Below are 17697 nucleotides of genomic sequence, written 5' to 3' on the forward strand. Positions count from 1 at the left end.
CTAGTTGAACGGCCAGACCGTGGGGTGGGTGCCCGGCGGGCTGGACGGACGGGTCCACCGGGCGGGCGTGGCCGAAAACTGCGCGGCGTGCCGCAGCGCGACCAGTTCGCCGAAGCCCGAGGGCCCGGTCTCCAGCAGGCCTTCGAAGCCGGGCATCGGACAGGCCAGCCCGCCTTCCACGCGGCCCAGGCCGCGCAGCCAGTGCGCGGTCTGCGCCAGCGATACCCGCACATGCCAGCTACCGCCTTCCGTCGCCTGGCGCGCCAGCGCCGCCTGCGCGCCGAAGGCCATCAGGTAGCCGGAGGCATGGTCCAGGATCTGCATGGGCAGCGGCTTGGGCGCTTCCTGGCCCGCCGCCTGCGCTTCGGCATGGTTGAAGCCGGTGGCCGTCTGCACCAGCGAATCGAAACCGCGCCGGTTGGCCCAGGGCCCCGCATTGCCGTAGGCGGACAGGGAAACGTAGACGATGCCCGGACGGATGCGCGCGGCATCCTGGGGGCCGAACCCCAGCGCGGCCAGGCCGCCGGGCCGGTAACCCTGCACGAACACGTGCGCGCTGCGCAGCAGGTTGCCCAGGGCGATGCGGCCGTCGGCCGTATCCAGGTCCGCCAGGACCGAGAGCTTGCCCCGGCTGGTGTCGATGATGTTGTCGATATTGGGCAATTGCGGGGAATTGACCAGCATCACGTCGGCGCCGTAGGCGGCCAGCGCCCGGCCGCAAACCGGCCCCGCGATGATGCGGGTGAGGTCGAGCACGCGGATGTCCCTGAGCGGGCGGGCGTCGTGCCCGTACTTGGGCAAGGGCCGCGGGTCGGCTTCGCCGATGCGTTCGATCGTCAGCAGGGGCTGCGCGGCCACCGCCTGGCCCTGGGGGTGGCGGTCCCATTCGTCGAAGCTGCGCATGGCGGCCACCGCCAGGCCGGCGTCGGCGGCCACCTGCTCGAAATCCAGCGCATTCCAGCGGCCCAGCGCGCTTTCCACCGCCGCTCGCGTCGCGCCGTCGCCCGGGGGACAGCCCAGCAGCGCCAGCGCGCCATCGCGATGATGCGCGAAATTGGCATGGATGCGGACCCAGTTGCCGTCGCCGCAACGGTACAGGCCGGTGATGGGATCCCAGGGATTCGGCGCGACCCCGTTGATCTTGAAATAGCTGCGGCATTCCTGCGCCGCGTGCAGCATGTCGACGCTGACCTGCTGCCTCGCGCCGCCGCGCAGGTGCCAGATTTCGGCGGCGGCCAGGGCGGCCGCGGCCATGCTGGCCTGCGCCGCCGCGCCAACCGCGAAAGACGAGGGAAGAACCGGATCGGCGCCTGTCAGCACGACGTGGCTCAGGGACTCGTCCGGCAGATCGACCGAGCGCCAGAGCTTCTGCAACACGTCGAGCGATGTCTTGCCGGCGGGCGCGCGACCCCTCAGAAAGGACGGGCGGAGGTCCATCAGATTTCCCATAGCGTTCATGTCTCTAGTCGTTTTACCTTGGATTACATGGCGGGGCCCGGGCGGCGTCAATACGTACGAAGCGCCAGCGTGTTTCATGGTTTGACGGCCGCGCGGCCCCGCCGCGCCCGGCTGGACACATCTACTCGTAGCTTTTACATCGTCTTCCAAGCCCCCGGGGGGCCGGCGTCCCCGCCTCCCCGCAATATAGAATGCCAGCCTCGCCCGCAAGCATCGGCCGCGAACCGCCCGCCCTGGAACGCCATGAATACCCTGCTCTGGCTGCGCACCGACCTGCGCGCGCACGACAATCCCGCCCTGGCGGCCGCCGCCGGAGGCGGCGCCGCGACCGCGCTGTTCCTGGCCGCGCCGGGCCAGTGGCGCCGGCATGGCGACGCGCCGGCCAAGGTGGATTTCTGGCTGCGCAACCTGCGCGAACTTTCGCGCGAACTCGGCCGGCTGGGCATACCGCTCAAGCTGCTGACGGTGCGGGACTGGAGCGAGGCGCCCGACGCGCTGGCCGGTTTCTGCCGGGCCCACGCCATCGGCCACGTCCATGCCAACGCCGAATGGGCCGTCAATGAACGCCGCCGCGATGCGGCGGTGGCCAGCGGCCTGCGGGCCATGGGCGTGGACTGGACCTTGCACCACGGCGCCTCGCTGTTGCGGCCAGGCACGGTGCTGACGGGCAAAGGCGATTGCTACCGCGTCTTCACCCCCTATGCGCGCGCCTGCCGCGAACGGCTGCGCACGGCGCCGCCGCGAGCCTTGCCCGCCCCGCGCCCGCAGGCCCCGCCCGCCTGGCGGGCCGATCCCCTGCCCGCCGCCTTCGAAGGTTTCAACGCCCCGGACGACGCCGTCCGCGCCCTGTGGCCCGCGGGCGAGGCCGCCGCCGGCGAGCGGCTGGCGGCCTTCGCCGACGGCGTCATCGACGCGTACCGCGAACAGCGCGACTTCCCGTCGCTGCCCGCCACCAGTTGCCTGTCGCCCTATCTGGCGGCGGGCGTGCTGTCGCCCGGCCAGGCCCTGCGCGCGGCGCTGGCGGCCAACCACGGCGAATTGGACAGCGGCAAGGCCGGGGCCGCCGCGTGGATCGGCGAACTGCTGTGGCGCGAGTTCTACCAGCACCTGCTGGCCGCCCATCCCGCCCTGTCCATGCGCCAGCCCATGAAACCCGAGACCGCCGCCGTGCCCTGGCGCCAGGCGCCCGAGGACCTGCGCGCCTGGCAGCAAGGCCGGACCGGCATTCCCATCGTCGACGCCGCCATGCGCCAGTTGCTGGCGCTGGGCTGGATGCACAACCGCCTGCGCATGGTGGCCGCCATGTTCCTGTCGAAGAACCTGCTCATCGATTGGCGCGAGGGCGAAGCCTGGTTCATGTCGCACCTGGTGGATGGAGACCTGGCCTCCAACAATGGCGGCTGGCAGTGGAGCGCGTCCACCGGCGCCGACGCGGTGCCTTACTTCCGCGTCTTCAATCCGCTGTCGCAATCGCGCCGGTTCGATCCCGACGGCGCGTTCCTGCGCGAATGGCTGCCGGAACTGGCGCACCTGGACGCGCGCGCCATCCACGACCCCAGCCCCATGGAGCGCGCCACTGCCGGCTACCCCCTGCCCATCGTGGATCTGGCGCAAAGCCGGTTGCGCGCGCTGGAGGCGTTCGGCGGGCTCCCGCGCCCGCCCGCCGGCAACGCATGACGCGCCTCAAGCGCCGGCGGCCTTGTCCAGCCGCTTGAGAAACACCTGCAATTCCTTCACCACCTGCTGGTCGCCGCGGTCGTGCGCGGCCTTCAGGCCGGCCTCCCAGGCGGCTCGCGCGCCCGTTTTGTCGCCCCGTCCCAGGCAGGCCTTGCCCAGCCACTTCCAGGCGACGGAATAGGCGGGATCGAACGCCAGCGACGCGCGCAGGTGTTCCTCGGCCTCGCGGAAACAATCCTGTTCCGCGTAGGCCTTCCCCAAGGAAAATCGCAACAGCATGTTGTCCGTTCCCTTGGCCAGCATCGCTTCCAGGCGCTCGATCATCCCTTCCATTGCCGCCCTCCTTCAGGCGCTTGCGTGTCCCTGCCTGCCTCATGATAGGACGGCCGCGGCCCGGCCCCGCCAATGGCCCCGCGCCGCGCCCGGGCATAGGCGAAAACCGGATGCGATCCGTTTCCTTGCGTTTCAAGACGCGCCCGGCGGGGAATCCCCCGGCGATTATCCTGTCTCACCTCGAATTGCCCCAAGGAAGGTCTCCGCCGCATGCCGCTGTCGTGTCTCCGCCTTCGCCTCGCCGTCCCCCCGCTGTTGCTGTTCCTGTCCGCCGGCACCCTGGCGCAGCCGGACGCCGGCGCCAAGGCGCGCGACGCCGCGCTGGTCGACCGCGTGACCTGGGGCGCCACGCCTTCCGAGCTTGCCCGCATCCGGCAGATGGGCGCCGAACGCTATCTGCGGGCGCAATTGCATCCCTCCGCGCAGGACGCGCTGCCGGCCGAAGTGCAGCAGCGGATCGATGCGCTGTCGATCTCGCGCGTATCCGATGAAGCGGCGCGGGCCACGCAGCTCGGCATGCGGCAAAAGGCGGAAAAACTGCCCCCGGACCAAAAGCTGAAGGCCATGCGCGAAGCGCGCCAGTTCTCGATCCGGCGGGCCTCGGAAGTCAGCGACCGGGCCCTGTGGCGCGCGCTCTATTCGGCCAACCAGTTGCAGGACCAGATGGCCTGGTTCTGGATGAACCACTTCAACGTGGACCTGGGCAAGGGGGACGCGGGCGTTTTCCTGTCGCAGTACGAAGACCGTGCCATCCGTCCGCACGCGCTGGGCAAGTTCCGCGACCTGCTGTCCGCCACGATGCGCGCCCCGGCGATGCTGATCTACCTGGACAACACCCGCAACGCCGCCGGCCGCATCAATGAAAACTACGCGCGCGAACTGATGGAACTGCACACGCTGGGCGTCGATGGCGGCTATTCGCAGGCCGACGTCCAGGAGCTGGCCCGCATCCTCACGGGGCTGGGCGTCGGCCAGCAGGCCGAACCGCCGAAGGTCAGGCCCGAATGGCGCGCGAAGGTCGTGCAGGAGGGGCTGTTCCTCTTCAATCCGGCGCGCCACGATTTCGGCGAAAAGCAGTTCCTGGGCCACCGCATCGCGGGAACCGGCATGCCGGAGGTCGACGAGGCCGCCCGCATCCTGGCGAGCAATCCGGCGACGGCCCGGCACATCAGCCGGAAATTGGCCGTGTACTTCACGGGCGACTCGCCCCCGACCGCGCTCGTCGAGAAAATGAGCAAGACGTTCCTGGCGACGGACGGCGACATCGCCGCCACGCTCGGGACGCTGTTCGATTCGCCGGAGTTCTCGGCGTCCCTGCAAAAGGGGGTGTTCAAGGATCCGGTGCATTACGTCTATTCCTCGCTGCGGCTTGCCTATGACGGCATGCCGCCCATCCGGAATCCCAAGCCGGGCATCGGCATGCTGAAGCAGCTCGGCCAGCCCCTGAACCAGCGCCTCACGCCGGACGGCTATCCCATGAGCCAGTCCGACTGGGCCGGATCCGGGCAGATGACGGCGCGCTTCGAGGTCGCCAGCGTCATCGCCGGCGCCCCCCAGCGGTTCTACAAGGAGGACGGCGACAGCGGCCCGGTCGAGCTGCCGCGGCTGCCCGGCCTGCTGAAGGCCAACGCCGGCAATGGCCTGTTCGCGGGGCTGTCGCCCGCCACGCGGGAGGCGATCGAGCAAGCCAAATCGACCCGGAACGCCAACATCTACCTGCTGGCCTCGCCGGAATTCATGCGCCGTTAGGGCCTGTTGACAGCAAAGGAGCCTTGCACGGGCCCCAGGAGAACACCATGGATCGCCGCCGCCTGCTACAACTGATGGCCGCCGCCCCGCTGGCATGGGCAAGCAGCCGCCTCTACGCCGCCCCCGCGGCCTCCGGCAACCGCCTGCTGGTGGTCTTCATGCGCGGCGCCTATGACGCCGCCAGCCTGCTCGTGCCGGCCTCCAGCGACTTCTATTACGAATCCCGGCCCAACATCGCCATCGCGCGTCCGGGCAGCGGGCCGGGCGCCGCCCTGCCCCTGGACGACGGCTGGGCCCTGCATCCGGCGCTGGCGGAAAGCCTGCTGCCCTTCTACGAGCGCCGCCAGCTTGCGTTCGTGCCCTTCGCCGGCACCGAGGACACCAGCCGCAGCCATTTCGAAACCCAGAACGGCATCGAACTGGGGCGCGGCGCCGCCCCCGGCGGCGACTACCGCTCGGGCTTCCTCAACCGCCTCGCGGCGGACCTGGGCGCCCGGGACGCGCAGGCGGCCGCGTTCACCTCTGACGTGCCGCAGATATTCCGGGGCGGCACGCGCGTGCCCAACATCGACCTGATCGGCGCCGGCCGCAAGTCGCGCCTGAGCCCCGACGACAACCGCGCCATCGAATCCATGTACCAGGACACCGATCTGCACGCCTCGGTCGCGGAAGGGCAGCGCATCCTGGGCGCGGCGCGCGAGGAAATCGAGGCCGAGATGCAGGCGGCCAGCGGCAATGCCGTCTCCGCCGACAAGCTGGAACAGGAAGTGCGCCGCATCGCCCGCTTCATGATCGACCGCTACAACCTGGGCTTCGTCGACGTCGGCGGCTGGGACACGCACGTCGGCCAGGGCGCCGCCAGCGGCGTGCTGTCGAACCGGCTGGGCCAACTGGGCCGCGCGCTGGCGGCCTATGCCGACGCCATGGGGCCGGCATGGGGCCAGACCACCGTGGTGGTCATCAGCGAGTTCGGCCGCACCTTCCGCGAAAACGGCAACAAGGGCACGGACCACGGCCATGGCACCGTGTACTGGGTCATAGGCGGCAACGTGCGGGGCGGACGCATCGCGGGCCGCCAGGTGGCGGTCAAGCGCGATACGCTGTTCCAGGACCGCGACTATCCCGTGCTCAACGAATACCGCTCGGTGTTCGCCGGCCTGTTCGCGCGGCTGTACGGGCTGGACGGAACGCGCCTGGCCCGCGTGTTTCCCGGCGTGTCGCCGGTGGATTTGAAGCTGGTGTAGCCTGGGCGCACAAAAATAAGGGTATACCCTTAATTCCAACAGGGCCTTTCCGACGCGCCGCCACCGCGTTGCCCTAGAATTCCGCCCTTGCCTTTCATGCGCCGGCGCGCCGCTTCCCGCCGCCCGGCCCGCCCCTGCCTTCCATGCCCCTGCACCTCATTGCGCTGGCCGCCGCCGCTTTCGGCATCGGCACCAGCGAGTTCGTCATCATGGGCCTGCTGCCCAACGTCGCCGAAGACCTCCACGTCGGGATCGACATCGCGGGCCTGCTGATCACCGGCTACGCCATGGGCGTCGTCATCGGCGCCCCCATCATGGCCATCGTCACCGCGAAGCTGCCGCGCAAGGCCGCGCTGATCGGCCTGGCCAGCACCTTCGTGCTGGGCAACCTGCTCTGCGCCCTGGCGCCCAGCTACGGGCTGCTGATGGCGGCGCGGGTGTTCACCGCGTTCTGCCACGGCGCGTTCTTCGGCCTGGGCGCGGTGGTGGCCGCGGACCTCGTGCCGCGCAACCAGCGCGCCAGCGCCATCGCGCTGATGTTCACCGGGCTGACCCTCGCCAACGTGCTGGGCGTGCCCCTGGGCACCGCGCTGGGCCAGGTGGCGGGATGGCGGTCCACGTTCTGGGTGGTCAGCGGCATCGGCCTGGCCGCCGTGGCCGCGCTGGCGGCCTGGCTGCCGTCCCGCATCCCGATGCAGCCCGGCAACATTCTGCGCGAGTTCAAGGTGCTGCGCGACGCGCGAGTGGTGTGGCCGCTGGCCGCCAGCGTGCTGGCGTCGGCCGCGCTGTTCTGCGTGCTGACCTACATCGCGCCGCTGCTGCGCGAAGTGACCGGCGTGTCCGAACGCGGCGTCACCGGCGTGCTGCTGCTCTTCGGCGTGGCGCTGACCGTCGGCAGCACCTTGGGCGGCAAGCTGGGGGACCGCAATCTGGAAACCTCGCTGCGCCGCATCTTCGTCGGCCTGCTGCTGGTCTTCCTGGCGCTGAGCCAGGCCATCCACTCGCTCGCGCCCATGCTGCTCACGACCTTCGTCTGGGGCGTGCTGGGCTTTGCCGTGGTGCCGCTGCTGCAGACGCTGATCGTGGACCAGGCGGCCGAGGCGCCCAACCTCGCGTCCACCCTGAACCAGGGCGCGTTCAACCTGGGCAACGCCGGCGGCGCCTGGCTGGGCAGCCTGGCGCTGGGCCGGGGCCTGCCGCTGACGGACCTGCCCTGGATGTCGGCCGGCATCACTCTCGCCGTGCTGTTGCTGACGCTGTGGGGAACACGCTACTACGGCCGCCACGCCGGGGCTACACTCGCGGAACAAGCCGGCGCGCTGACGCCCTCGCGTTCTGACGCCTGACCGGCAGGAGCCCGCATGAGCACGATCTACGATTTCTCCGCCCGCGGCATCGACGGCGCGGAACAATCCCTGGACACCTATCGCGGCCGCGTGCTGCTGGTGGTGAACGTGGCGTCCAAGTGCGGCTTCACGCCCCAGTACTCGGGCCTGGAAACGCTGTACCGCTCGTACCGCGACGACGGGCTGGCCGTGCTGGGTTTTCCCTGCGACCAGTTCGGCCACCAGGAACCCGGCGACGAAGCCGAGATCCGCGATTTCTGCAGTATGCAGTACGACATCACGTTCCCGCTGTACGCCAAGATCGAGGTCAACGGCAGCGGCGCCCACCCGCTGTACCGCTGGCTCAAGGGAGAAAAGCCCGGCGTGTTCGGCACCGAGGGCATCAAATGGAACTTCACCAAGTTCCTGGTCGGCCGCGACGGCCGGGTGATCAAGCGCTACGCGCCCACCGACACGCCCGCGAGCCTCAAGGAAGACATCGAAAAGGCGCTGTCGGCGCCCGTCTGAACCGGACGGGCGCTACCGCAGCGGTGGCAGGCGGCGGCGCACGGTGTGCGCCTTCACGATCGCCGTGTTCGTCTCGGCGAATTCCGTCACCCGCTCCAGGATGCCGTCCAGGTGCGAGATCGAGCGCAGCACCACCCGGGCGATGAAGCAGTCGTCGCCCGTCACCTTGTCGCATTCCACGAATTCCGGGATCTCCTGGATCAGCCCCTCGACGTGGCGCAGTTGCCCGGGCAGGGGCCGGATGCGCACGATGGCCTCGAGCGTGTATCCCAGCGCCACCGGATCCACGTTGAGGGTATAGGCCCGGATCACCCCCGACTCCTCCAGCCGCCTCAGGCGGTCCGCCACGCTGGGCGCGGACATCCCCACCTGGCGCGCGAGGTCGGCCGTCGTGGTGCGCGCATTGGCCGAAAGCGTCTCGACCAGGCGGCGGTCGATACCGTCCAAAACCGGGTTTTCATTTTTTAGGTCGTTTTGCATAAATTCCACCTAAACAAAGGTTTCATCATCTATTGACCGCATCAACATCATATAACCAGCTTTATCCGCCTGGGATAATTTCTCCATCGAATTTCGAGGCCGCGACGCCTCCCGGAGAATCCTCATGAATCCCTCATCAGAACGCCTCGGCCTGGCGCAAATGGCCGCCGCGATGACCCTGTCCGGCACACTGGGCGTCTTCGTGCTGGAATCCGGCCAAAGTGCCTGGAACGTCGTCTTCTTCCGCTGCGTCTTCGGCGCCTTGTCCCTGTTCCTGTACTGCTGGGCCCGCGGCCTGCTCAGGCCGGGGCTGTTCACCGCCAGGACACTGGCGCTGGCGCTGGCCGCGGGCGCCGCGCTGGTGCTGAACTGGGTCCTGCTGTTTTCCGCCTACCGGCTGGCCTCCATCTCGCTGGCCACCGCCGTCTACAACGTACAGCCTTTCTTCCTCATCGGCCTGGGCGTCCTGTTCCTGGGCGAACGCCCGACGCGGGGCAAGCTGGCCTGGTCCGTCATCGCCTTCGCCGGCCTGATGCTGGTGCTGCGCCTGTTCCATGCCGGCGGCGCGGGCGGCGGCGCCTATCTGTCCGGGCTGCTGCTGGGCCTGGGCGCGGCGGCGCTCTACGGCGTGACCGCCATCATCGTCAAGCGGCTCAAGGGCATCCCGCCCCAGGTGCTCGCGCTCGTGCAGGTCACCCTGGGCGCGGCCATGCTCCTGCCCATGGCGGACTTCGGCGCCCTGCCCGCCGCGCCCCTGCAATGGGGCTGCCTGGTGGCCCTGGGACTGGTCCATACCTGCCTGATGTACATCCTGATGTATTCGGCCATCCAGAAGCTGCCCACGACCTCCACCGCCGCGCTCAGCTTCATCTATCCCGCAGTCGCCATCATGCTGGATTTCGTGGTCTACGGGCACCGCATGGACGCCTCGCAGATCGCCGGCGTGGCCATGATCTTCCTGGCGGCCGCCGGCGTCAGCCTGAACTGGACCTGGAGGCTGCCGGGCCGCGCCCGCCCCGGCCCCGCCTGAAACCGCCGGGCCGGGTGCGGACCAAACCCGTACCCGGTCCCCGGTTATTCAGGCTGACGCCGGCGCCGGCCCGCTATCATGGCCGTTCCGTCCGCCGGCCATCGCCGGCGCCATGACCAGGACACCCCCATGATCGATCTCTATTACTGGACCACCCCCAACGGCCACAAGATCACGCTGTTCCTCGAAGAAACCGGCCTACCCTACAAGATCCACCCGGTGAACATCGGACGCGGCGACCAGTTCAAACCCGAATTCCTTGCCATCGCGCCGAACAACCGCATCCCCGCCATCGTGGACCAGGCGCCCGCCGACGGCGGCGCGCCGGTCCCGCTGTTCGAATCCGGCGCCATCCTGCTCTATCTCGCCGAGAAGACCGGCCGCTTCCTGCCCTCGGACTTGCGGGGCCGCGCGGAAGTCTCCCAGTGGCTCTTCTGGCAGATGGGCGGCCTGGGCCCCATGGCCGGCCAGAACCACCATTTCTCGGGCTACGCGCCCGAGCGCATCCCCTACGCCATCGACCGCTACGTCAAGGAAACCAACCGCCTGTACGGCGTGCTGAACAAGCGCCTGGCGGATCGCGAATTCGTGGCCGGCGACTACTCGATCGCGGACATGGCGGCCTATCCCTGGATCGTGCCGCATGCCAAGCAGGGCCAGGACCTGAACGACTTCCCGCACCTGAAGCGCTGGTTCGACGCGATCGCCGCCCGGCCCGCCACCCAGCGCGCCTACGCGCTGGCCGACACCGTCAACACGGCCCCGTCCGTCAGCGACGAGGCCTCGCGCCGCATCCTGTTCGGCCAGACCGCCCAGACCGTCTCCCGCTGAAGGAACCGCCATGCCCGACCCGCAACTGGTGTTCCGCCGCGCGCGCCTCGGAGACCTGCCCGGCATCGTCGCGCTGTTGGCCGACGACGAACTGGGCGCGACGCGCGAAAATCCCTCCCTGCCTCTCGATCCGCGCTACACCGCCGCCTTCGCCGCCATCGCGCAGGATTCCAACCAATACCTGGCGGTGGTCGAACAGGATTCGCGCCTGGTCGGCTGTTTGCAGTTATCGTTCATACCCGGCCTGTCGCGGCTGGGCCAGTGGCGCGGACAGATCGAGAGCGTGCGCATCGCCTCGTCGTCGCGCGGCGCCGGCCTGGGACGCGCCATGTTCGAATGGGCGATCGAGCAATGCCGCATCCAGGGTTGCGGCCTGGTGCAGTTGACCACGGACCGCGCCCGTCCCGACGCGCGCCGGTTCTATGAAAGCCTGGGCTTCAAGGCCAGCCACGACGGCATGAAGCTCAGCCTGTAGTCCTTTTACCGATTCTGATTCAGCAAGGAGCGCCCATGCATGGCGAATACAAAGTCCCCGGCGGCAAACTGGTCGTCGCGGATCTGGAAGTGCGCGACGGCCGCCTGGCCGATGTGCGCATCAGCGGCGACTTCTTTCTCGAGCCCCCCGAAGCGCTCGAAGCCATCAACCGCGGCCTGAACGGCATGCCCGCCGATTCCGGCGAACTGGAACTGGCCGTGGCCGTGCAATCGGCCCTGCCCACCGGCGCCGAGATGTTCGGCTTCTCGGCGGAGGCCGTCGCCGTGGTGCTGCGGAGGGCGCTGGCATGACGCGCACCGACTGGAACGACTACGACTGGGAACTGATCCACGAAGGCCCGCAGCCGCCCGCGCTGCACATGGCGCTGGACGCCATCATCACCGACGAGGTCGGCGCCGGCCAGCGCGCGCCCACCCTGCGCATCTGGGAATGGTCCGCGCCGGCCGTGGTGATCGGCCGCTTCCAGTCCCTGAAGAACGAAGTCGATCCCGACGGCGCGCGCCGCCACGGCATCGAGGTCGTGCGCCGCGTCAGCGGCGGCGGCGCCATGTTCATCGAACCCGGCAACTCCATCACCTATTCGCTCAGCGTTCCCCAGGCGCTGGTGCACGGCATGAGCTTCCAGGAATCCTATGCGTTCCTGGACGCCTGGGTGCTGACGGCCCTGCAAGGGCTGGGGATCAAGGCCTGGTACCAGCCCCTGAACGACATCGCCTCGGACATCGGCAAGATCGGCGGCGCGGCGCAGGCCCGCCGCTCGGGCGCGGTGCTGCACCACGTGACGATGTCCTACGACATCGACGCCGATAAAATGGTGGAAGTGCTGCGCATCGGCCGCGAGAAGCTGTCCGACAAAGGCACCACCAGCGCGAAGAAACGCGTCGATCCCTTGCGCACCCAGACGGGGCTGGCGCGGGAAGCCATCATCGACCGCATGGTGGAAACTTTTGCCGGGCTGCATCGTCTTACCTCCGGACAGGTGGGCAGCGGCACGCTCGCGCAGGCGCAGGCGCAGGCCGCCGACAAGTTCTCCACGCCCGAGTGGACGGGCGTCGTCCCCTGACCTGCCATGCCCTGATTCTCTGGAGGTAGTTCAATGCGTCGCACGTTCAGGCCGCAAGGCGCGATTGGCGGTCTCATCCTGGGCGCTGCCGCGCTGGCGCTTGCCGGCTGCAGCAGCGCGCCGCCGGCGGACATCACCCTGGCCCCGCAATCCTCGCCCGCGGCCTCCACGCCCGAGAAGGTGGGCGACCTGTCCACCGAACGCATCAAGTGGGCATCGAACAAGCCCGGCTGCGAGGGCGATTGCCCCCGCATCGAAATCGACAGCGTGGCGTTCCCGGACATCCCCAAGCTGACGGCCCTGGTGGACCACGTGCTGGCCTACATGACCGGCACCGACGCCAACCGCCGCGGCCCCTACGACACGCTGTCCGAATACACGCAGTACTTCTGGTCCACCGCCCGCCCGCGCGACGCCACGTACTTCAAGGCGGGCGTGAAGGACACGGTGGGCGACGTCGTGTCCATCGAACTGCATACCGAACAGTTCCTGACCGGCGCCGCGCATGGCATTCCGGCCACCCAGTACCTGAACTGGGAGCGCAGCCGCGGCCGCGTCATGAGCCTGGACGAAGCCCTGATCCCGGGCCGGCGCGCGCAATACGTCGCCGCCCTTCAGCACGCGCACGCCAAGTGGCTGGAGCAGAACCCGGACGCCCGCCGCGACCCGGCGGCCTACGGCAAAATGTGGCCGTTCCAGGAAAGCGACAACTTCGCGCTGACGCGCGAAGGCATCGTGGTCAAGTACGACGCCTATTCCATCGCGCCGTACTCCCATGGCGAACCGGAACTGAGCATTTCCTACGCGGACCTGCGCGGGATACTCAAGCCGGAACTGCTGCCCCAGCCTTGAACCTGCCGCCGCCAATGACAATCGCCCCATAAGGGGCGATTGTCATTTTGCCTGCCCTTCCCGGCGGCGCGTCGGGAAACGCGCCGCCGCGTCGGATATCAGGGATACAGGCCGCGCACCTGGCGCGCTTGCAGGATCCGCGTGCAAGCGACGATGAACGCCGCCGTGCGCAGCGTGACCTTGTGCTCGCGGGCCACCTGCGACACCGCCGCGTAGGCTTCGCGCATGAGGCGTTCCAGGCGCTGGTTGATCTCGTCCTCGCTCCAGAAGAAGCTGGAGAAGTCCTGCACCCATTCGAAGTAGCTGACCGTCACGCCGCCGGCGTTGGCCAGCACGTCCGGCACCACGTAGACGCCGTGTTCGGCCAGGATGTCGTCCGCTTCCGGCGTCGTCGGACCGTTGGCGCCTTCCACCACGATCTTCGTGCGCACCTTGGCCGCGTTTTCCGCGGTGATCTGGCTTTCCAGGGCGGCGGGGATCAGGAATTCGGTTTCCAGGGTCCAGAACTCGTTCTTGTCCATGGCCTGGCCGCCGGAGAAGCCGCCCACGCCGCCGTGCTGCGACACGTACGACAGCAGCTTGTGCACGTCCAGGCCTTCGGCGTTGTGCACGGTGCCGGTGTGGTCCTGCGCGGCGATGACCTTGGCGCCGGCTTCGTGGAACAGGCGGGCGGCGGTGCCGCCCACGTTGCCGAAGCCCTGCACGACCACGCGCGCCTTCGACACGTCGATGTTCAGGTCGCGGGCGGCCTCGCAGCCCACGACGAACACGCCGCGGCCCGTGGCTTCGACCCGGCCCAGGCTGCCGCCCAGCGCTATCGGCTTGCCGGTGACCACGCCGGTGGCGGTGGCGCCTTCGTTCATGGAGTACGTGTCCATCATCCAGGCCATGGTCTGGGCGTTGGTGTTCACGTCGGGAGCGGGGATGTCCTTCGCGGGACCGATGATGACGCCGATCTCCGAGGTGTAGCGGCGCGTCATGCGCTCGAGCTCGGATTGCGACAGCTTGCGCGGATCGACGCGGACGCCGCCCTTGGCGCCGCCGTAGGGCAGGTTCACCGCGGCGTTCTTGATCGACATCCAGGCCGCCAGCGCCATCACTTCGGACAGCGTGACGTCCTGGTGGAAACGCACCCCGCCCTTGCCGGGGCCGCGCGAGGTGTTGTGCTGGACGCGGTAGCCCTCGAAGTGCGCGATGCTGCCGTTGTCGAGTTCGATCGGCACGTCGACGATCAGCGAACGCTTCGGACGCTTCAGGGTTTCGACCCACCGCGCCAGAGAACCGAGATACGGGGTCACCCGATCGACTTGTTGCAGGTAATTACCCCAGGGGCCGAGGTCATCGGCGTTCAGATACGACGGCAAGGCATGGGTGGGAGTTTGAGACATGAGCATGCTCTCCTGACTAAGTTGCGCCATTTTATCCGCGAAAAATATCGCGTCCCCAATTTAAAAGAAAAATATTTAAATGGGGACATATAAATGTTGCGGACACTGAACGGGTCGCAAGCCCGGCCCTACAGTTGGTCCTATCCTAAGCCGCCGGCCCGCACGCGTCCAGCCCATTGCCCGAATGCGCCCCCCCTCTCTGCCCCAAGAAAAAATGCCTCCTGGCAAGTTGCTTTTGGTGCCAGACTGGAGAAACAGGCGGGCCGTGGTGGCAGAATCAGGAGGCGTATATCAGGAAGCGATGCTCGCCCTGACACAGCCGGGCGGCCAAAACGCTGTTCTCCTGCGCGCATTGCGCCACCAGCCCACCCAACCCGTCCAGCGAGTCGATACGATGCGTCTGCGCCAGATGCTGAAAGCGCCGGATCTCGGCCGACGTGCAGGCCCGGTGCGCATCCCGCAGCAAGCCATTGGCCTGCAACAGCCGCAGGCTCTCCGGGTGTATCAGCGCCAGCAGGCTTTCCGCCTTGCCAATCTTCTCCCGCAAGTGCTGCAAGGCGTCCGCCTCGGTCAGCACGCCGTACCGCTTCCATGCCGGTTCGTGATGGAATAAGCGGTTGCGGACGTCCCGCAGCGTGGCAACCAGATCATGCGCATGGGCCTGCATCGCGCCGGCCTGATGCACCGGCCAAGGCCCGCGAAACACACGGGACAGATGCTTGGGCCAGATCAGCCCACGCCCCATGAACTCCGCGTCCAGCAAGAACTCCCAAGTCGAGAATTCCGTCTTGGCGATGACACCATGATGGTGAGGCGCCACGTTGCCGCGCGCCCCATGGCGACGGCGCTGCTCGGCGGCATAATTCCGGGTAGCCTTGGCGAAGTTGTCGCGCACGGCCTGCACCGGACGCGGCGCATCCACGCCGGACGCGAAGGAGCGATAACGCAGCTTGCCGCCCGCCCACCAGAACCGCCCCAGGCCGGCGACAAGCGCTTGGTCGATGGCATTGCGCAAGGTAATCTCCACCGCCCCCATCAGCGGGTACAGTGCGCCGCAGACGTGCGCGTTCCAAAGGTATACGCCCATCAGCTCCACGTCGTTGGCCGGGTGGAATACGCTTTGATAGCTATTGATGCGCTCATTGCTGATGAGGGCATCGATCAGCACCGGACGGTATTGCAATGTATGGGGCATGTTGCCGAACCTGGAAAGCTGGGGGCAGCCGCCGAGGTTGACGGCGGCCGGCGGGAAAACCTACACTCCCCTCAAGGTTGGTGATGGCTTCCAATGGGCGCAAGCCTACGACCCATCATGTAAGACCTGATTCCCACCCCGGCCCAGAGCCGGGGCTTTTGTTTTCAAGCCCGGAAAACTTCACGCCAAGGCTGTTTCCTTTCGGACCTCCAGCCGGGCTGCCCCACAGGGGCGTTTTTATCGTGAGACGGCCCTGCGATGAAAAAAGGCGGCTTCCCGGCAGGAAGCCGCCCCTCATCCGCCCTGCCGGCCCGCCGGTCAGTTTGCGATCAGTTGCCAGGCCAGGCGCGCGGCGGCGCGGGCGCCGTGGCCGTCCACGTCGAAACCGGGGTTGTACTCCGCCATGTCGGCCAGGCGCAGCTTGCCGCTGGCCTTGACCCGCAGGACGATTTCCTCGATCACCGCCAGCGGCACCCCGTAAGGCGCCGGCGCCGACACCCCGGGCATGACCGCCGCGGGCAGCACGTCCAGGTCTATCGTCAGATAGACGTGGGCCGCGCCTTCCAGCAAGGCGTCCACGTCGGCCAGGCGGGCCTCCAGGTGGCGCTCCTGCATGTCACGGTCTTCCGCCCAGAAGGCCCCGATCTCGGCGGCGCGGGCGTACAGCGCGGGCGTATTGGCCAGCCGCGACACGCCCAGGCAGGCGTATTGCAGGGGCTGGCCGCGTTCCCCGCAGTCGCGAGCGATCTGGTCGAACGGCGTGCCCGAGCTGCCGGGCCGCCCGGTGCGCAGGTCGAAATGGGCATCCAGGTTCAGTACCAGCACGCGGCCCGCGTCCCCACGCGCCCGCAGCCAGCGGGCCAGGCCCTGGAAGCTGCCCCAGGCGATCTCGTGGCCGCCGCCCAGCACCACCGGACGGGCGCCCTGCTCCATCAGTTCGGCCACGCGCAGGCCCAGGCGTTCCTGGGCCTCTTCGAGCCGGTCGCCCTCGCACGCCACGTCGCCCGCGTCCAGCAGGCGGACCAGGCCGTGCGCGGGCAGGCCCGCCAGGAATTTCCGGATCCCCGCGGGACCGCCGGCGGCGCCGACGCGGCCCTGGTTGCGGGCCACCCCGGCGTCGCAGGCAAAGCCCAGCAGCACCGCCTCGCCCGCCCGGACCTGGCCGGCGGCCGGCTCGACGATGTGCGCCAGGCGGCGCGTGTCGCCCTGCTCCGCGCTGTCGTCGCGGGCCTTCCAGAGGCTCTTGTCCAATTGCGCCGCAGTCATGCCGCCCCTCCCGGCGACGCGTTCAGCACCGCCTGGAGGAATTCGCGGGTGCGCGGCTCGCGCGGCTGGCTGAAGATCACCTCTGGCGAGCCGGACTCCAGGATCACCCCGCCGTCCATCACGGCGACCACGTCGGCCACGTCGCGGGCGAAGCCCATTTCGTGCGTCACCACCATCATGGTCATGCCCTCGCGGGCCAGCAGCTTCATGACCTGCAGCACTTCGCCCACCAGCTCCGGATCCAGCGCCGAGGTCGGCTCGTCGAACAGCATGACCTTGGGCTGCATGGCCAGGGCGCGGGCGATGGCCACGCGCTGCTTCTGGCCGCCGGACAGGCTGGCCGGCATGGCCGACATCTTCTGCGCCAGGCCGACCTTCTTCAGCAGGTCCTCCGCCAGCGCGTCGGCTTCCTCGCGGCCCATGCCGCGCAGCTTGCGCGGACCGACCGTCACGTTCTCCAGCACCGACAGGTGCGGGAACAGGTTGAAGCCCTGGAACACCATGCCCACCTGCATGCGCAGGTGGTTCAACTCCGCCTCGGGCAGCAGCTTGCCGTGGTCCAGCAGGGTCTGGCCGCAGATGTCCACGGTGCCGGCCTGCGCCACTTCCAGCCCGTTGCAGCAGCGCAGCAAGGTGCTCTTGCCCGAACCGCTGGGCCCGATCACCACCACCACCTGCGACGGCAGCACGTCGAAATCGATCCCGCGCAGGACGGCGTGGTCGCCGTAGGATTTGCGCAGGCCGCGGATGCGGATCATTTCTTGCGGGCCCGCGGCCCGGTT

General features: G+C 68.6%; 18 protein-coding genes. 11 read left to right on the top strand and 7 right to left on the bottom strand.

The window, feature by feature from the left end:
* Positions 1-1449, bottom strand: coding sequence for a CoA transferase (locus AVE30378_RS01335; protein WP_129239047.1), 1449 nt, complete (start codon positions 1447-1449; stop codon positions 1-3).
* Positions 1450-1701: 252 nt separating this feature from the next.
* Here AVE30378_RS01335 and phrB point away from each other — a divergent pair, with 252 nt between their 5' ends.
* On the top strand, positions 1702-3135 hold the full coding sequence (gene phrB / locus AVE30378_RS01340; RefSeq protein ID WP_129238971.1) for a deoxyribodipyrimidine photo-lyase: 1434 nt from the start codon (positions 1702-1704) through the stop codon (positions 3133-3135).
* Between the two features lie 6 nt (positions 3136-3141).
* On the opposite strand, the gene AVE30378_RS01345 is transcribed toward phrB, so the two are convergent.
* Positions 3142-3468, bottom strand: coding sequence for a hypothetical protein (locus AVE30378_RS01345; protein ID WP_129238972.1), 327 nt, complete (start codon positions 3466-3468; stop codon positions 3142-3144).
* Positions 3469-3678: 210 nt separating this feature from the next.
* Here AVE30378_RS01345 and AVE30378_RS01350 point away from each other — a divergent pair, with 210 nt between their 5' ends.
* The 4 genes from AVE30378_RS01350 (at position 3679) to AVE30378_RS01365 (ending at position 8314) form a co-directional block, all read left to right on the top strand.
* Positions 3679-5217, top strand: a complete 1539-nt coding sequence (locus AVE30378_RS01350; protein ID WP_129238973.1) for a DUF1800 domain-containing protein — start codon at positions 3679-3681, stop codon at positions 5215-5217.
* 47 nt (positions 5218-5264) lie between these two features.
* Positions 5265-6461 (top strand): DUF1501 domain-containing protein, encoded by a 1197-nt coding sequence (locus AVE30378_RS01355; RefSeq protein WP_129238974.1) that lies wholly within the window; start codon positions 5265-5267, stop codon positions 6459-6461.
* A gap of 143 nt (positions 6462-6604) precedes the next feature.
* Positions 6605-7807: an MFS transporter gene (locus tag AVE30378_RS01360; RefSeq protein WP_129238975.1), complete on the top strand. Its 1203-nt coding sequence runs from the start codon at positions 6605-6607 to the stop codon at positions 7805-7807.
* A gap of 15 nt (positions 7808-7822) precedes the next feature.
* Positions 7823-8314, top strand: coding sequence for a glutathione peroxidase (locus tag AVE30378_RS01365; protein ID WP_129238976.1), 492 nt, complete (start codon positions 7823-7825; stop codon positions 8312-8314).
* A gap of 12 nt (positions 8315-8326) precedes the next feature.
* On the opposite strand, the gene AVE30378_RS01370 is transcribed toward AVE30378_RS01365, so the two are convergent.
* Positions 8327-8794, bottom strand: coding sequence for an Lrp/AsnC family transcriptional regulator (locus AVE30378_RS01370; RefSeq protein WP_129238977.1), 468 nt, complete (start codon positions 8792-8794; stop codon positions 8327-8329).
* Positions 8795-8918: 124 nt separating this feature from the next.
* On the opposite strand from AVE30378_RS01370, the gene AVE30378_RS01375 reads away from it, so the two are divergent.
* From AVE30378_RS01375 to AVE30378_RS01400, 6 genes are all read left to right on the top strand, one after another.
* Entirely contained in the window at positions 8919-9824 is a 906-nt protein-coding gene (locus tag AVE30378_RS01375; RefSeq protein ID WP_129238978.1) for a DMT family transporter, read from the top strand.
* Positions 9825-9953: 129 nt separating this feature from the next.
* Entirely contained in the window at positions 9954-10655 is a 702-nt protein-coding gene (locus AVE30378_RS01380; RefSeq protein WP_129238979.1) for a glutathione binding-like protein, read from the top strand.
* A 10-nt stretch (positions 10656-10665) separates the two neighbouring features.
* Positions 10666-11130, top strand: a complete 465-nt coding sequence (locus AVE30378_RS01385) for a GNAT family N-acetyltransferase (protein WP_129238980.1) — start codon at positions 10666-10668, stop codon at positions 11128-11130.
* 35 nt (positions 11131-11165) lie between these two features.
* A complete protein-coding gene (lplB, locus tag AVE30378_RS01390) occupies positions 11166-11441 on the top strand; it encodes a lipoate-protein ligase small subunit (protein ID WP_129238981.1) in 276 nt (91 codons plus the stop codon).
* Entirely contained in the window at positions 11438-12214 is a 777-nt protein-coding gene (locus AVE30378_RS01395) for a lipoate--protein ligase family protein (protein WP_129238982.1), read from the top strand. The genes lplB and AVE30378_RS01395 overlap by 4 nt, the downstream gene beginning before the upstream one ends.
* A 33-nt stretch (positions 12215-12247) precedes the next feature.
* Positions 12248-13066, top strand: a complete 819-nt coding sequence (locus AVE30378_RS01400) for an RsiV family protein (protein WP_129238983.1) — start codon at positions 12248-12250, stop codon at positions 13064-13066.
* Between the two features lie 98 nt (positions 13067-13164).
* On the opposite strand, the gene AVE30378_RS01405 is transcribed toward AVE30378_RS01400, so the two are convergent.
* From AVE30378_RS01405 to AVE30378_RS01420, 4 genes are all read right to left on the bottom strand, one after another.
* Positions 13165-14454, bottom strand: a complete 1290-nt coding sequence (locus AVE30378_RS01405; RefSeq protein ID WP_129238984.1) for a Glu/Leu/Phe/Val family dehydrogenase — start codon at positions 14452-14454, stop codon at positions 13165-13167.
* A gap of 277 nt (positions 14455-14731) precedes the next feature.
* Complete coding sequence (locus AVE30378_RS01410) at positions 14732-15649, bottom strand: CAAX protease (protein ID WP_129238985.1); 918 nt, start codon at positions 15647-15649, stop codon at positions 14732-14734.
* Between the two features lie 318 nt (positions 15650-15967).
* Positions 15968-16915, bottom strand: coding sequence for a formimidoylglutamase (gene hutG, locus AVE30378_RS01415; RefSeq protein WP_129238986.1), 948 nt, complete (start codon positions 16913-16915; stop codon positions 15968-15970).
* Positions 16912-17673, bottom strand: a complete 762-nt coding sequence (locus tag AVE30378_RS01420) for an amino acid ABC transporter ATP-binding protein (protein ID WP_165360046.1) — start codon at positions 17671-17673, stop codon at positions 16912-16914. The genes hutG and AVE30378_RS01420 overlap by 4 nt, the downstream gene beginning before the upstream one ends.
* Between the last annotated feature and the right edge of the window lie 24 nt (positions 17674-17697).

This window comes from Achromobacter veterisilvae (assembly GCF_900496975.1).
GTDB lineage: Bacteria > Pseudomonadota > Gammaproteobacteria > Burkholderiales > Burkholderiaceae_B > Achromobacter > Achromobacter veterisilvae.

Bases quoted from the DNA above. Each gene is read 5' to 3' on its own strand.
- AVE30378_RS01335 (WP_129239047.1), bottom strand. From the start codon at position 1,449: ATGGGAAATCTGATGGACCTCCGCCCGTCCTTTCTGAGGGGTCGCGCG.
- phrB (WP_129238971.1), top strand. From the start codon at position 1,702: ATGAATACCCTGCTCTGGCTGCGCACCGACCTGCGCGCGCACGACAAT.
- AVE30378_RS01345 (WP_129238972.1), bottom strand. From the start codon at position 3,468: ATGGAAGGGATGATCGAGCGCCTGGAAGCGATGCTGGCCAAGGGAACG.
- AVE30378_RS01350 (WP_129238973.1), top strand. From the start codon at position 3,679: ATGCCGCTGTCGTGTCTCCGCCTTCGCCTCGCCGTCCCCCCGCTGTTG.
- AVE30378_RS01355 (WP_129238974.1), top strand. From the start codon at position 5,265: ATGGATCGCCGCCGCCTGCTACAACTGATGGCCGCCGCCCCGCTGGCA.
- AVE30378_RS01360 (WP_129238975.1), top strand. From the start codon at position 6,605: ATGCCCCTGCACCTCATTGCGCTGGCCGCCGCCGCTTTCGGCATCGGC.
- AVE30378_RS01365 (WP_129238976.1), top strand. From the start codon at position 7,823: ATGAGCACGATCTACGATTTCTCCGCCCGCGGCATCGACGGCGCGGAA.
- AVE30378_RS01370 (WP_129238977.1), bottom strand. From the start codon at position 8,794: ATGCAAAACGACCTAAAAAATGAAAACCCGGTTTTGGACGGTATCGAC.
- AVE30378_RS01375 (WP_129238978.1), top strand. From the start codon at position 8,919: ATGAATCCCTCATCAGAACGCCTCGGCCTGGCGCAAATGGCCGCCGCG.
- AVE30378_RS01380 (WP_129238979.1), top strand. From the start codon at position 9,954: ATGATCGATCTCTATTACTGGACCACCCCCAACGGCCACAAGATCACG.
- AVE30378_RS01385 (WP_129238980.1), top strand. From the start codon at position 10,666: ATGCCCGACCCGCAACTGGTGTTCCGCCGCGCGCGCCTCGGAGACCTG.
- lplB (WP_129238981.1), top strand. From the start codon at position 11,166: ATGCATGGCGAATACAAAGTCCCCGGCGGCAAACTGGTCGTCGCGGAT.
- AVE30378_RS01395 (WP_129238982.1), top strand. From the start codon at position 11,438: ATGACGCGCACCGACTGGAACGACTACGACTGGGAACTGATCCACGAA.
- AVE30378_RS01400 (WP_129238983.1), top strand. From the start codon at position 12,248: ATGCGTCGCACGTTCAGGCCGCAAGGCGCGATTGGCGGTCTCATCCTG.
- AVE30378_RS01405 (WP_129238984.1), bottom strand. From the start codon at position 14,454: ATGTCTCAAACTCCCACCCATGCCTTGCCGTCGTATCTGAACGCCGAT.
- AVE30378_RS01410 (WP_129238985.1), bottom strand. From the start codon at position 15,649: ATGCCCCATACATTGCAATACCGTCCGGTGCTGATCGATGCCCTCATC.
- hutG (WP_129238986.1), bottom strand. From the start codon at position 16,915: ATGACTGCGGCGCAATTGGACAAGAGCCTCTGGAAGGCCCGCGACGAC.
- AVE30378_RS01420 (WP_165360046.1), bottom strand. From the start codon at position 17,673: ATGATCCGCATCCGCGGCCTGCGCAAATCCTACGGCGACCACGCCGTC.